Source organism: Veronia nyctiphanis (assembly GCF_004116385.1).
Lineage (GTDB): Bacteria > Pseudomonadota > Gammaproteobacteria > Enterobacterales > Vibrionaceae > Veronia > Veronia nyctiphanis.
Window position 1 is genome coordinate 1 of sequence record NZ_PEIB01000056.1, and the last position, 14,763, is coordinate 14,763.

Consider the following 14,763-nt stretch of genomic DNA (forward strand, 5'->3'; position numbering starts at 1 on the left):
GCATCGGCCTCTCTGAGGATCGCAACGATCTGAGTTTCGGTGAACCGTGACTTTTTCATGGTGTTCTCCTGCAGTTAAAGGGCAGAAAACTCCAGTTTAGACTGTCTCAGGATAGGGGAAGTGGACACTCTGTCATTGCCGATTGATGTCTAAGCAGTGCATTTAAACTCAGTGCACTCTGCTTCTTAATTATAAGATTTTTAAAGCGGTAATAGTTCGCTACTCTGGTTATTCGTAAGCCACTCTAGACATTAACCACAATAATATGGACGCAGCAATAAAATGGAACATTTGGAGCTAGAGCATTCTATTCCGGTTCTGCCGGAGCTCGTTTATCAAAGAGCGCTAACCCCCCTTACATGTGACAATATCGTATTACGATCCATCAATGAGAAAGGCGAAGAATATGCCAGTCTGACATGGCGGGAGCTTCATCAATCCTCGAGTAAGCTTGCTTGCGAAATCAATAAGCGGGCAAAGGAGGGGGATAGGGTGTTGCTTATCGGCCTACAAGAAATGGAATTCGCCGTTGCCTTTTTAGCTTGTCTGTACGCGAGAACTGTCGCTGTGCCGGTAAATTTGCCGTCAAAAAGGCAGCTTTCCAGTCGCCTTATTAATGTTCTGGAAGATGCGCAATGTAGCTTGATATTAAGCAGTGAAAAATCAAAGAAAAACTGTTTGTCACGCATGGAAGGGTTGGACAAATATGCGCATCGCTGGCTCGCAACGGACACCATTGAGAATAACGCAATCGACGTACCTTTCGATTTCACTGCCTGTAGCCCCGACACGCTTGCATTGTTGCAGTATACCTCCGGTTCGACAGGCAAACCGAAAGGGGTGATGATCAGCTATGCCAACCTGACGGACAACTCCGAATTTATTCGGCAGTCTCTCGATTTGGACCAGGACAGTTGCATCGTCACCTGGCTGCCGATGTTTCACGACATGGGCTTGATTGGAAACTTGGTGCAAACGCTCCACACCGGCGGTAGCTGCGTAATGATGGCGCCGGCAGTATTTCTACGAAAACCTGCACTTTGGCTCGAAATGATAAGCCGTTACCGAGGCACGCATGCAGGGGGACCGAACTTCGGATTCAATCATGTACTTCGACGAGTCGACAAAGACACACTGCTTAACATTGATTTAAGTAGCTGGAAAGTAGCCTTTTGTGGCGCTGAGCCTGTCCGGGAATCCACACTAACACAATTTATAAAACACTATGCGCCGATGGGATTTCCTTCGAACGCATTTATACCCTGCTATGGCATGGCTGAGGGTACGCTGGCTGTTTCCGCCGCCCGGCAAGTAAGTGGTGCAGAGTATGAATCGGTTCAGGATGCCAATGGCAACTTACGTGCTGTAGCTAGCTGTGGGATACCTGGTCCGGATACCGAAGTGCTGGTTGTAGAGCCGGAAAAACGAATGAAAACCAAAGAGGGAGAGGTTGGGGAAATCTGGGTGAGAGGGCCGAGCATTTCCAAAGGATACTGGAATAAGCCTGAATTGAGCGAGACAGCATTTAAAGCCACCCTGGCCAATAGCAAAGGCGATACTGAAGACGCGTATTACTACCGTTCTGGCGATCTTGGCTTTATGAAAAACGGCCATCTTTTTGTTACTGGCCGTCTTTCTGACCTCATCATAATACGTGGTAACAACTACTATCCACAGGATATCGAGCATCACGTAGAACATAGCAACTCTGCATTCGTCAATGCCGGTACTGCTGCCTTTTCTGTAGATGAAAATGACGAGGAAGGGCTGGTTATAGTCACGGAACTGGAACGTAGCGCAGTGCGCAATGTAGATAAAGAGTCCCTGTTTAGAGGGGTTCAGCACGCATTGAGCTTGGAGTTTGGTCTTCAGTGCAAGGCGTTGGTGATGTTAAAGCCAGGTATGTTGCTGAAAACATCCAGTGGAAAGGTACAACGACGCAGTTGCAAGTCGTCGTGGCTAGAAGGGCGGCTAGAAGGGGTAGTCGCGTCGTTTTCAGTAGATACTCCCTTGGTCAGCGAATCGCCCGATTCTCTGGAAAAAATAAAGCACATCCAGCCAACGGCACCTGATGCACATTCCCCCTCCGTTACGCTGAAACTAAAATCGTATCTGGCTAATCGGGTGAAATTACAACCGGAACAGATAGACGAACACTTGCCTTTAGCCCATTTTGGCTTCGATTCTGTTGATGTGGCTGAGCTGTCGATTGATCTTGAAGACATGTTTGGTGTGACAATTCTTCCTGAAGATTTCTACAACTATCCGGATATTCACAGCTTATCCGCTCGCATCACGACAAAGGTGGTCAGCAGTGACGAGGAACGGACACCCTTGCCATCGGGCACAGCTTCACCAACAGGTTTTTCTCGCCCTGACGTTTCGCCTGTTTCCGAATCTAAAAAGGCGGAGGAATCCCCCAATACTGTCGAGACCAAAAATGAGCCCATTGCAATCGTCGGCATGGCTGCTCAGTTTCCTGGAGCCAAGGATATAGACGAATATTGGGCGTCACTGGCAGAAGGTCGCGATTGTGTTCAGGAAATCCCGGAAGCACGCTGGGCGTTGGATGGATTTTTTGATGAGAACCCCGATGCCCCCAATCGGAGTTACAGCAAATGGGGTGGATTTATTGACGACGCCGATGCGTTCGACCCCCAGTTTTTTAATATATCCCCCATAGAAGCCGAGTTCATGGATCCTCAGCAGCGCCTTTTCCTTCAGCAATCCTGGAAAGCGCTAGAGCATGCTGGTTATCCAGACGGCAGCCTGTCGGGGAGTGCCTGTAGCGTCTTTGTTGGCTGCTCTGATGGAGATTACCGCCGACTAATCGAACAATCAGGGCAGAATGTGTCTGCATATTCTCTTATGGGGAATACATCCTCGATTCTGGCTGCCCGCATTGCCTACTACCTGAATCTGCGAGGTGAATGCTTCACCGTCGATACAGCCTGTTCATCCTCATTGATGGCAGTCCATCTTGCTTGTGAAAACCTGAGAGCAGGCCGTTCAGATATGGCGCTTGCAGGAGGGGTATGCATCTTGAGCACGCCCCAGTTTCATACCTTGGCTGCTAAAGCAGGCATGCTATCTCGTCAAGGCCGTTGCAAGACATTTGATCAAAGCGGGGATGGCTTTGTTCCTGCTGAAGGTGTGGGGGTCGTGGTACTGAAACCGCTCTCTGCTGCTATTGCTGACGGCGATACCATTCATGGCGTCATTAAAGCGTCAGGCTCTAATCAGGATGGGCGTACCAATGGTATTACTGCGCCGAGCGGTTTGGCGCAAACTGAGCTGGAGCTGTCGGTTTACAAGCAGGGTAATGTTGATCCTCGGACAATCGGGTATGTGGAAGCACATGGCACTGGCACCCGGCTGGGAGATCCTATCGAGGTGGATGGGTTAACTAGCGCTTTTCGTCAGTTTACACCTGACTCTTCTTACTGTGCCATTGGCTCAGTTAAAAGCAATATCGGCCATGCACTCGCCGCTGCTGGAGTGGCCGGGTTGATCAAGGCGGTGTTGTCTGTCAAAGAAGGTAAATTACTGCCAACCCTGCATGTGAAAAATACCAATCCACATATCAACTTCACCGACAGTCCATTTTACCTGGTAGACCGTCTGAAAGACTGGCCACAACAAGCCGAAGACCTGCCAAGAGTGGCGGCCATCAGCTCTTTTGGGTTCAGTGGCAGTAATGTGCATATGGTTGTTGAATCCTTTCCACCGACCAAACCGAAAGTGGGCCCTCAACTGGCGCAGATGCTGATACTGTCTGCCAAAACAGAGACTGCGCTTAAACAACAAGTGTCGGCACTGAGAGATTGGTTGGTGGCCAACCCAGAGATACCCTTGTATGACGTGGCCAGTACGCTGGCTTTGCGCCGCAACCATTTTAATTGTCGAGCCGCAGTTGTTGCCGATTCTCCAGCAGAGGCTTGCCGCCAGCTTGAAAATTGGCTGGATGAGCATACCCGGAGCAATGCCACTCGCCTTGACCTGATGCCCGTTAAATCAGCGTTGGCCGCAATATCGGAAAATAGAAAAGACGGCGATGATGCGAGCGTGGATCTGGATGCACTCACGTGCCTTGCTGGGCACTATGAGGGAGGTGCTACTTTGCCTTGGGAGACAATTTTCCTCCAATCGGGCAATCATGTTGCACTACCTCAATACCCCTTTGCTAAGGAAAGATACTGGCAGGATATTTCAAAGAACCATTACCCATTTGTTCGTAAAGAACAGGCTTCACATGGACAGAATCACGAAGATTTACACAGTGAAGCGCCAAGTAATCTCGCCGCACATAACTTAACTCCGAATCACATAGTGCCAAATAACATTGATCCAAAGAGCACAGTGCCAAATGGATGAATCAAAACGACATAGCACCGGCTCCCGCAACACCAACGCATCACCAACTGGCGCTGGAGCTGACTCAGGCGGTGGCACAGATACTCAAAATGGATATCGCACTGGTCACTGCCGATACCGACATCAGAGATTTTGGCTTTGATTCTATCAATGTAGTCGAGCTAACACGCGTATTGAATGAACGCTATGACGTCAACATCACCCCGCCTCAATTGTTCGAGCATGCCACTTTGGCATCTGTTGCGGAGTTCCTGCTTACCGAATACCCAGAACAAGTTAGCGCCTACTATCATAAGGCGGTGAAGGATAAGGCGGTGACGAATACGCTCGTCTCTCAACCTGTTTCGGCAACGGAATCGACATCGATACGTTCGGAACGAAGAAGCCACGAGCCAGTTGCCATTACGGGCCTGGCGGGTAGTTTTCCTGGCTCTGAAAACCTGGATGTCTTTTGGCAAAAACTTATGGCAGGAGAAGACTTGATTACCGAGGTGCCAGTTGAACGCTGGGATTGGAACAAAAACTTCGGTAATGCAATGGAGAAGACGGGACAAACTCAGGTTAAGTGGGGGGGCTTTATGCCCAGCGTTGATTTGTTCGACGCCACCTTCTTTGGTATTTCAGCGCACGAAGCCAACCTTATGGACCCGCAGCAGCGGTTGTTTCTCCAAACGGCTTGGCATGCTATCGAAAACGCGGGTTATGATCCCGAACAGCTCAAGGGCAGCAAGACCGGGGTATTCGTCGGTATATTCACTGCAGACTATAACGAGCTGCTGATTAAATCTGGAGAGATTAAAGAAGCCCATGCCATAACTGGGCTTGCTCACTCTATTCTTCCAAATCGCTTGTCTTACCTGTTGGGGTTACACGGCCCAAGTATACCCGTTGATACAGCTTGCTCCAGTTCTCTGGTGGCGCTGCATCAGGCTGTTGAGTCAATTCAAAGTGGGACCTGTGATCAGGCGCTGGTGGGAGGTGTCAGTGTCATGGCAAGCCAGACGCCATTTATGTCAGCTAGCAGGGCGGGCATGATATGTGCTGATGGCCGTTGCAAGACGTTTGACAAGCGTGCCAATGGGTATGCCCGGGGAGAAGGTGTGGGCGCAGTATTGGTAAAACCCCTGAGCCAGGCCCTTAAAGATGGCGATCATATTCATGCGGTTATCCGAGGCACAGCGACTAATCATGGCGGTGTGACAAATTCTCTTACCAGCCTAATCCTGTCGCTCAGGCTGATGTGATTTGTGATGCCATGCAGCGAGCCAACCTGTCACCGGAAAGGGTCAACTACATTGAGGCACACGGAACGGGAACCAGCCTCGGAGATCCGATTGAAATCAACGGGCTGAAGAAGGCATATCGGCAGCTTTACCAAGCGTCTGGGAAGGAAGCGCAGCCTGAGCACTGTGCCATTGGGACAGTGAAAACGAATATCGGTCATTTAGAAGCAGCCGCAGGCATTGCCGGGCTTTCTAAAGTCATTCTTGCACTAAAAAACAAGCGCCTGCATGGCAACATTCACTTGCAGGAGCAAAACCCTTACATTGACCTTGCCGAATCTCCTTTCTACCTCGTTACAGAAAGCCAGGAATGGCCGGCAATAAAGGATCAGGAAGGGGATGAGTTACCTCGGTGCGCTGGGATCAGCTCATTTGGTTTCGGTGGGGCAAATGCGCACGTGGTCTTGGAAGAGTGGCCCACTCATTCGGTTGAAACGCCCTATCAGGAACCCAATCTCATCCTGCTTTCCGCCAACACTGAGCAGCAATTGCAACAGGTTTCGAACGAGTTACTGGAACATCTGGAAAACAACGCTACTGCTCCTCTGTCAGATATCGCCTATACCCTTCAGTGCGGAAGGAAGCACCGGCCACACAGGCTGGCCGTTATTGTCTCCGGGCTGGATGAACTAAAGCAGGCGCTGGGCCAGTATCTGTCAGGGCAGAATATGCCCCACCTGGCAACCTCACAGTTGTTGGACAAAGGCGGTGACACCAGCCTCGATGCCAGAACTGTCTTTAAAAAGAAGGGCTCGATCCCGTTAGAAGGAAACAAATGTGACCTCAACACGCTGCAAGATGCGTGGCTTGGTGGCGAAGACATTGTTTGGTCTGAAATCTGGCGTGGAAGGGAGCCGCATCGCACGCCGTTGCCAGGTTATCCCTTCTCCTTAAAGCGGTATTGGGTACGCAAGACTGACACCTCACCGACGCAGGAAACGTCCGTGACCAACAAAACGGCGACGACAGAACATGCCATCACAGAAAAGCAAGAATGTGGGGTACAGACTGAAGACCTCTTGCAGCATCAACCGCTGATCGGTGTGCCGCAGGAAAATGGCCGCAACCATTTGGTTCCTCTTCAGACTCTGGTACATGACGGCTATTACTTTGATCAGCACAAAGTGGCTGGCATGCCAGTATTGCCTGCCGCCGTGATCATCGAAATTATGCGTGCCGCTGCGGAAAAGGCGCTGGGAGAAAGTGTTCGTTCTATTACTGGGCTGGTTTGGTATATACCGGTGATGCCGAACCATGTGAAAAATGGTCTGCGCCTTTCCGTCACCCCGGATGAAAAGGTTGATGGTTCAGTGCGGCTCAGCCTAGAAAGCTTCGATATCAAGGGACAGTTGCGGTACATAGTAAAGGTGTCGCCGTAGTGACCAGCACACAAAAGAGACGGCGCACCAACAGCCTAGACCTGCAAAAGCTCAATAACAGATGCACCCACATATCGGATGTCGCTGAGGTGTATTTGAAACTGGAAACACTCGGGTTGGCTTATGGCCCTGCATTCCAGTCCATGCTTGCTTTGCGGAGCAATAAAAAACGGGCGTTGGCACATATCCGGCTTCCAGACACGATACGGCCATTGCAGGCATCCTGCGTGCTTCCCCCAAGTTTACTGGACAGCGCTTTCCAGTCGGCCATTGGCATCTTGGAAGCAGGGGATGAGAAGGTTGAAAACCCTCCACTCCTTGTGCCATTCCGGTTGGGAAAAATAGAAATTATCGAGCCACTGTCTGCCTCTGAATGTTTGGTTCACCTGAGGCTAAAAGAAAGATCGAATGATGGGCAAGATTGGCATTTTGACCTTGATCTCGCTGATCCTGAAGGAAAAATCAAGATATCTGTCAGGGCGCTGGTGTTGAGAGAAATGCGGCTTGCCATACCAGCAAAATCACAGAGCAGCAAGGCGGTTCAGGACAGCGGACATGCCTTGAGAGCCGTTCCAGAGCAGGCTCTTTCAGCATCTCATGAACGGGTGAATTGGCGTGGACAGGAGCAGGAATGGCACGAGGTTGCACAAAGCTGGACCACAACATGGCAGCCAGAGTCGCTGTCGGGGGCGCTGGGCACGGCAAGCGGTACTTGTCTTGTGTTCGACAATGGTGGTTCAACATCGGAATTCCGAAAGTTTGTCAGCCAAAAATTGACTGGACTCACGGTTGTGAGAGTGACACCTCATACCGTATTCGCGCGATTTGATGAAGGGCATTACGGAATGTCGACCCATTCCGAAGCGCAATACACCCAGCTTCTTCAGGCTCAGGCCGTCAAAGACGCACCCACTTATGTACTTTGGCTTGCAAAAGATCATGATCTGCAAAATATCGGGCAGCTAAATACTGGTGCCGAACCGATCCTGCCGCTCTTTTATTTATTGAAAGCACTTTTGAATCAAACAAGAAAGACAGGAACGCGACTTATTGCCGTTTCTGCTTCCAAAGATGACGCACCAAACCCCGTTCATGCCGCCACCGCAGGAATGTTGAAATCAGCCATGCGTGAACAGCCCCGTTTTTGTGCCCGTGTGGTGGAGTTTTGCGGAACGCCAATGGACAGTGAATCTCTTGTTAGCGAAATGCTTGATGCCAATACCCATGATACTGAGATTCGTTATCTTCCTGGGGGTCGAATGGCCCGTCGAGTCACAGCCTGGACACCGTCAACGCTAACTCCCGCAACGCATAAAAGCGAACGTCGCGGTCTCACCAAAGGAAGCACCTACTTCATAACTGGGGGGATCGGGGGCATAGGAAAAACCTTGGCCCGTCATCTGGCAACGCATTATCAGGCAAAATTAATTCTCTGCGGAAGACGAGCCGCGAGTTCAGATACTCAGGCACTGGTAGCTGAATTGCAAAGGCAGGGTGGGCAGGCGATGTATGTTGAAGCTGATGTGTCGGACTCAAACTCACTCAACAAAGTGGTGGCGGACGCAAACAATGCCTTTGGCCCCATTCATGCGTGTTCCACAGTGCCGGGACATTGAGGGATGGCTTCATTCGTACCAAGACAGAAGAGCAAATGCAGGCCGTATTCACGCCTAAGTGCAAGGGAATAATTGAACTGGACCGTGCATGTTCCCAACAGCCATTGGACTTCTTTGTTGCTTTCTCTTCTATCAGCGGCGTTGCTGGCAACATGGGTCAAGCGGACTACGCCGCTGCGAATGCCTTTATGGATGCCTGGATCGCCCAGCGTAATCTCAGTAGTGCGCCTGGCAGTAGTATTACCATTAACTGGCCGCTCTGGGCTGATGGCGGTATGAACGTCCCTGCATCAATAGCAAAGATGATGGAAGACAGCACTGGGCTTCAATTGTTGGGTAATGAGATCGCCATGTATAGCCTGGAAAGGGTACTTGGGTATGCACCGCAGCAAATAATGCTGACCGTAGGTGACAGGGATAAAATAGAGCATTTTCTTTGCCCCTGGCTAGACATAACAGATAACGCCCTTCCCATCGCGGAACAAGCCATGGCCCAAAAAACAAAATCGCCTGCTCGCCTAGAACGGACTTTGGTGGAAGCGGGTGCACAGACGGACTTAGCTAATACAGCTTTAGCACTGACGGGCCATGCACAGGAAACTGTATTGCAGCCTGACACTGAGCTATCCAGTGAGTCCCCATCCGCCATACCATCTGTGGAGAGCGTGCCCCCACAGTATCAACAGGGCGCAGCAACCTTCCTCATCACGCTTATTGCCGATGCTGTCGGATTGCCGGAAGAGGATATCCAGCCCGATACACCTTTTCAGAATCTGGGTGTTGATTCATTTATCGCCCTCCAGTTGATTTCACGTCTTGAACAGGACTTCGGGCAAATGCCGCCTACCTTGTTATTTGAAAATCACTGTGTCGACGATCTGGCTCGTTACCTCACGAACGAACATACCCAGCAGCTCGGTGCACTCCTTGGGCTTTCGTCAATTGCCTCAACACCTTCAACGGAGGTTATTGAACAGCTAACAGTGTTAAGTACGGGAGAAAATACAGAGTTAACATCTGAAACCACAACCGAAAATGCTGGCAATTCTGTTCACTACCAAAGGGCAGCAGCCTCAGAAGCTCAGAGTTTAATCGTTGAGCAGCCAGCTCCGTTGGTTGAAAACGTAAGTGCACCTGAGAATGTAAGTACGCCTTCGGTGGACATGGTCAGGCTGGTTAGCAAGACAAACGTTTTTCTTGCTGAACTTATCGCAGACGCTGTTGGTTTGGCAGTTAATGATATCCAGCCAGACACGCCATTCCAGTCTCTGGGAGTCGACTCTTTCATTGCACTGCAATTGATTTCATCGCTGGAGAAAGACTTCGGCCAGATGCCACCGACGCTACTGTTTGAAAATCACTGTATAGCCGACCTCGCACAGTATCTTTCCAGTGAGCATACTGAGTCACTGAGTAAGAAACTGGGCTATCAGACCCCCTCTCCGCTGCCGTCTGTGAGTCACGGCCCGGCTTCGGCTAACGTTAATCCTGCTTCCGATGCTTCTACGCCTGTTTCCTCTGCGCCCGAAAGCGCCACGAACGCTATAAAGAAGGCATCAGACTTTTCTTCCACGAGCCCTGTTTTAGGTCAGCCGATTTCGCTGTTGCCGACATTGCTGCTGGAAAGCAACCTTAAGCACACCGACGAACATATTCAGTTGGCTATCCAGGAAATTACGCGGACCTATGGCGCGGAATCCAGTGCTGTGGGGAGAGGAAACTTCGCACCTTCTATATTTATCGGCTCGGCACGTGAGGGGCTGTTCTATTGCAACCGCAAGAAAGACTTGCTTATCACTTTTGGTTATCTGGGGCCGGAAAAGGCATTAGCGCCTTTACTTGGCGAGCTGGAAACGTTCTGCATGAGTGAGGGGTTAGAGCTTTATCTCATTGAAGATGGCCGGCTGCTTGGGCTTCGGGATGCCCTCTATTCAGCCACGCCATTTGCTGTTCTGCAGCGTATCAGTGAACTGCAATCCTTCACTGCTTCTGGGAAGGCGATGCGACGGCTTCGCTATCAGGCAAGCCGCTTTGCCAAAGAAGGCCAGGCTGTGACCAGAGAATACCGTGTAGGCACAGAAGCTGAAACTGACGACAGCATTCTGGCGCTCATCGATAACTGGTGTGCGCAGAAAGTCATGGTCAACCCTTATATTGATAGATTGAAGCGGGAGATCCGAGACAATCAGTTGCCCGCTGGCCAGCGATTCTTTCTTACGTATCTCGGTGACAAGCTGCAAAACGCGATTCTGGTATCAGGTATGCCTTCCCACAATGGCTACTTAATGGATTGCGAATTCTATCGCGGAGATATGCCAATTGGTGGGCTGGAATTTGCCATTGTCGACATCATTGACACCTTGAAGAACGAAGGCTTAGACATGTTCAGCCTTGGCGTAACCTGGGGTGCCCAGATGGAAGATGCAGGCCGCTCAGACCCTGTTGCCCGCAAGGTGCTCGAAGATCTTGCTGCCAGAGAAGTATTTGATGGTAGCGGTAACCTCCAGTTCAAGAACAAATTCAGGCCAGACAATACGCAGATTTATCTGTTCAAACCGTTGGCAGCCAAGCGTGATCGCGTGCTGGAAATTATTTTGACTATTGCAAACTCCAAAGAGCCCGATGGACAAGCGGTTGCAACGCAAAAGGAGGAGACTAACGCCAACATCATCCAACAGGTTGCCACTCAAGAAGCTGAGCCTGCTGAATCAATCAGGCCGATGTTGCAACAACACGGGACGACAACATCCCGTCATATGCTGCTGGAGGAATCTGGCTTTAACCCTGCAAACATTGAAGCCCATCTTGTTGAGCATGATCTCGCCACCGATTCATGGGCGAAACTGGATCGTCCTTGGCTGAAAGCGGTATCCGATGCTGATGTGCCTATGCCGTTGGATATGTTACTGCGGGGGATTTTCCCTTTCAGCTACCTTGTCACCGTCAACTCTGGTGACCAGGCAGAGTACTGCCTGTGGCAGTCTCTGGAGACGGGAAGCAAGCGAGTCTTACAAAACCTGATGTTCCCAACCTTCATTTACAACCAGATGCGGGCGGGATTTCAACCGGAGGAAGTTGCACAACACCAAAATGGTTATGCAGGCAGCCTGATGGATCTCGATCTGCTGCAGAATAGGTTGAATGACGATCAAAATCCTGTTGCCGCTGTGTGTGTTGAACTGCTGAGTAATGGTGCAGGAGGCCTGGCGGTTCCCGTTTCGCACCTTGTCAGAGTAAAAGCACTGCTTGCCACGCAGCATATTCCTCTGATTGTGGATGCGACCCGCATTCTCGATAACGCCATCGCCGCATTGCCCGGAGATAATGATGATCGTGTCTGGGGAGAAGTAAGGGAAGCATGCGGCCTGGCTGATGTTGTTACCGCCAGCTTGAGCAAAAACTTTGGTATAAGGCAAGGTGGATTGATCGCCATGAACGATCAATCGCTCTATCAAAGCGTAAGGCAGCAGGCATCTAAAGCACAGTTTCTGCTGAACGGGGTGGGCGAGCAGGCACTTGTGGCCGCGTTAAGAGAGCCCGTCAACCTGCTTTCTTCAATTCGTCGGCGTCAGCAACATACTACCCAGCTAGCAGAAAGCTTTAGGGCAGCAGGCTGGCCGGTATATAAGCCAATGGCGGCCATGCCGTACTGCTGGATGCCTCACGTGTGAATGCATTTGCCAATCAGGCTCATCCGCGTGCAGCCATGCTTCATCATCTCTATGCGCATAGCGGGATACGGGCAGGCCTACACTCCGCAGGGATCAAGAAAGACTCTCCTCTAAACACCATGCTGCGGCTTGCCGTGCCGTTGGGTATGCCTGAGAACGTCTTTACCTCACTTATCCAGCGTGTGCAGTCACTTGGTGCTCCTCCGGAGAAAGCTGTCCCCCTGACACTTGTCAGCAAGCCACAGGCCTTTGCAGGTGAAGTAACAGCGAGGTACAAGGTAGAAGAGAAAAGGCAGATGACAAATGGAGTGCCCAATGATACCCAGCCCAGCATTAGGCCCAAGGCCAGAAAGCAGGCAACGGAGAGAGATGAAATCGCTATCGTTGGGGTGTCCGGTCGTTATCCGCAGGCGGACAATCTGGAAGAATTCTGGCAAAACCTATTATCAGGGCGAGATTGTATAGAGAAAAGGCCTCTTCGCCGATGGGATGAGCCTTTACCCCTCGATCACGAAGAAATGCCGGAAACACGCTGGGGCGGTTTTATCAACGATGTTGATAAGTTTGACTCTCTCTTCTTTGGCATTTCACCCCGCGAAGTCGCACAGCTGGACCCACAAGAACGGTTGTTTATGGAAATCGCCTGGGAAGCGCTTGAAGATGCAGGATATACCCCTGAAAGCTTGGTCAACCAAGATGAAGACCGAAAAGTCGGGGTATATGTCGGCGCAGTGTGGCAGCTTTATCAAATGCTGGGGGCTGAACAGGCGCAATACGGGAATCTCCAAACCCCAACGTCGCTGGTCTGGAGTATTGCCAACAGAGTCTCTGCATTCATGAACTTTACCGGCCCCAGTCTGACCGTTGACACCGCTTGTTCGGGCTCTCTGGCTTCTATATATCTCGCTTGCCAGGCAATACACAACGGTGATTGCACCGTGGCAATTGCGGGAGGGGTAAACTTGGACCTACACGCGTCCAAATGGCTACTGACCCGAGCGGGAGGTTTTCTTTCACCTCATGGCCGATGCAAAGCTTTTGGGAGTGATGCGCAGGGCTATGTTGCGGGAGAAGGGCTGGGAGCAGTACTGCTCAAACCACTCACACAGGCGCAGCAAGATGGCGATAACATCTATGGGGTAATCAAGTCCTGTACATTCAATCATGGTGGACGGGCGAGTGGTTATTCGGTGCCTAATCCAAATGCCCAGGCAGAACTTGTTCATGCGGCAATTGAAGAAGCAAATATAGATGCTCGCACCATCAATTACATCGAGGCGCACGGAACAGGCACCAAGTTGGGCGACCCAATTGAGATACAGGCGCTGGATAATGCAATGCGTCGGCACACGCAAGAGAAGGGGTTCTGTGCGGTAGGCTCGGTAAAAACCAATATTGGTCACTTGGAAGCCGCCGCTGGGATTGCGGGTTTAACCAAAGTGCTATTGCAGTTGCGCCACCGAACCTTGGTGCCTTCGCTGCATTGCGAGCAGGAAAACCCACTCATCCCCTTTCTGACTCACCTTTCTATGTACAGAAAGAAGCGTCACCTTGGCAGCCCGTCATGATCAATGGGGCGCCGTCACCCTTGCGAGCAGGGGTCAGTTCATTTGGCGCGGGTGGATCCAACCTCCACCTTATTGTGGAAGAGGCACCGGATCTGACTCAATCGGAACCGACTGCACCTGACGCTGCATTCCTTGTGCCGCTGTCCGCCAACAGCGAAGAACAGCTAGGGCGCTATGCCGCAAGTCTGGCTGACTTCCTTGAACGCTATCCGGAGACCGCAGGAAACGATCTGGCATTTACCCTTCAGTCTGGGCGCCGCTCAATGAACTATCGATTGGCGGTAGTGGGGTCTACCCATGCTGAGATACTTAGTGCCCTGAGGGAAGTGGCAGAAGGTAAGAAAAAGGGCAACAACGTGTATAGCGGCAACAGCAGGGAGGCGCGATCGCTGAGCAGGGTTCTGGAAGCCGTGGAGATAGATACGCTGAAAAAAGGTTGGGAGGAAAAGGGTCAATTAGACAAACTCGCCCAAGCATGGGTGCAAGGGCTATTGAAAGATTTCACCTCCCTCGCAAGCCATCGTCGGGCCCGGCGAATATCACTGCCTACGTATCCCTTTGCCAAGCTCGGCACTGGATAAAGCAGGTGGAAAAAATTGCGCCTCTTTCGTCAGTCTCTTCGGCTGCGCCTGTTTTGCACCCCATGCTGGACAGAAACACATCCAACTTTGGGGAAGTGTCGTTTTCCAAGTCAATCAACAGTACTGAGTACTTCTATACCGACCATGTTGTTGCCGGATACCGGACACTGCCGGGCGTCGCTTATATAGAAATGGCCTGTGCGGCATACAAGGAAGTGATGGGACACGAACCTGCCCAGATTCGAAACATGATTTGGTCCGCGCCGATCAATTCAGAGACAAAGGGTGACA

Annotated in this window: 6 protein-coding genes and 2 pseudogenes; all 8 read left to right on the forward strand. The window is 51.1% G+C overall.

The window, feature by feature from the left end; all coding sequences use genetic code 11:
• Nucleotides 1–282: 282 nt before the first annotated feature.
• The gene (locus CS022_RS23720) at nucleotides 283–4,374 is read left to right on the forward strand and encodes a beta-ketoacyl synthase N-terminal-like domain-containing protein (protein WP_129124347.1); all 4,092 of its coding nucleotides are present in this window, start codon (nucleotides 283–285) and stop codon (nucleotides 4,372–4,374) included.
• Nucleotides 4,371–5,618, forward strand: coding sequence for a beta-ketoacyl synthase N-terminal-like domain-containing protein (locus CS022_RS23725; RefSeq protein ID WP_129124348.1), 1,248 nt, complete (start codon nucleotides 4,371–4,373; stop codon nucleotides 5,616–5,618). The genes CS022_RS23720 and CS022_RS23725 overlap by 4 nt, the downstream gene beginning before the upstream one ends.
• An 11-nt stretch (nucleotides 5,619–5,629) precedes the next feature.
• Nucleotides 5,630–7,036, forward strand: a complete 1,407-nt coding sequence (locus CS022_RS27575) for a CurL C-terminal domain-containing protein (RefSeq protein ID WP_268967936.1) — start codon at nucleotides 5,630–5,632, stop codon at nucleotides 7,034–7,036.
• Nucleotides 7,036–7,521, forward strand: a pseudogene (locus CS022_RS28360) (polyketide synthase dehydratase domain-containing protein); the annotation flags it as partial. The gene CS022_RS27575 and the pseudogene CS022_RS28360, both read left to right, overlap by 1 nt.
• 179 nt (nucleotides 7,522–7,700) lie before the next feature.
• Nucleotides 7,701–12,320: pseudogene (locus tag CS022_RS28365) on the forward strand (SDR family NAD(P)-dependent oxidoreductase); the annotation flags it as partial.
• Nucleotides 12,320–13,891 carry a beta-ketoacyl synthase N-terminal-like domain-containing protein gene (locus CS022_RS23745; protein ID WP_129124352.1) on the forward strand — a complete coding sequence of 524 codons (1,572 nt, stop codon included), beginning with the start codon at nucleotides 12,320–12,322 and terminating at the stop codon, nucleotides 13,889–13,891. The pseudogene CS022_RS28365 and the gene CS022_RS23745, both read left to right, overlap by 1 nt.
• Nucleotides 13,888–14,472: a CurL C-terminal domain-containing protein gene (locus CS022_RS23750; RefSeq protein WP_235869886.1), complete on the forward strand. Its 585-nt coding sequence runs from the start codon at nucleotides 13,888–13,890 to the stop codon at nucleotides 14,470–14,472. The genes CS022_RS23745 and CS022_RS23750 overlap by 4 nt, the downstream gene beginning before the upstream one ends.
• Before the next feature lie 5 nt (nucleotides 14,473–14,477).
• Nucleotides 14,478–14,763: polyketide synthase dehydratase domain-containing protein (locus CS022_RS23755; protein ID WP_161569738.1), on the forward strand; the 286-nt coding region annotated here is incomplete at its 3' end.

What these genes read in the sequence shown, in the direction of transcription:
- CS022_RS23720 (WP_129124347.1), top strand. Translation starts at nt 283, where the DNA reads ATGGAACATTTGGAGCTAGAGCATTCTATTCCGGTTCTGCCGGAGCTC.
- CS022_RS23725 (WP_129124348.1), top strand. Translation starts at nt 4,371, where the DNA reads ATGAATCAAAACGACATAGCACCGGCTCCCGCAACACCAACGCATCAC.
- CS022_RS27575 (WP_268967936.1), top strand. Translation starts at nt 5,630, where the DNA reads ATGCAGCGAGCCAACCTGTCACCGGAAAGGGTCAACTACATTGAGGCA.
- CS022_RS23750 (WP_235869886.1), top strand. Translation starts at nt 13,888, where the DNA reads ATGATCAATGGGGCGCCGTCACCCTTGCGAGCAGGGGTCAGTTCATTT.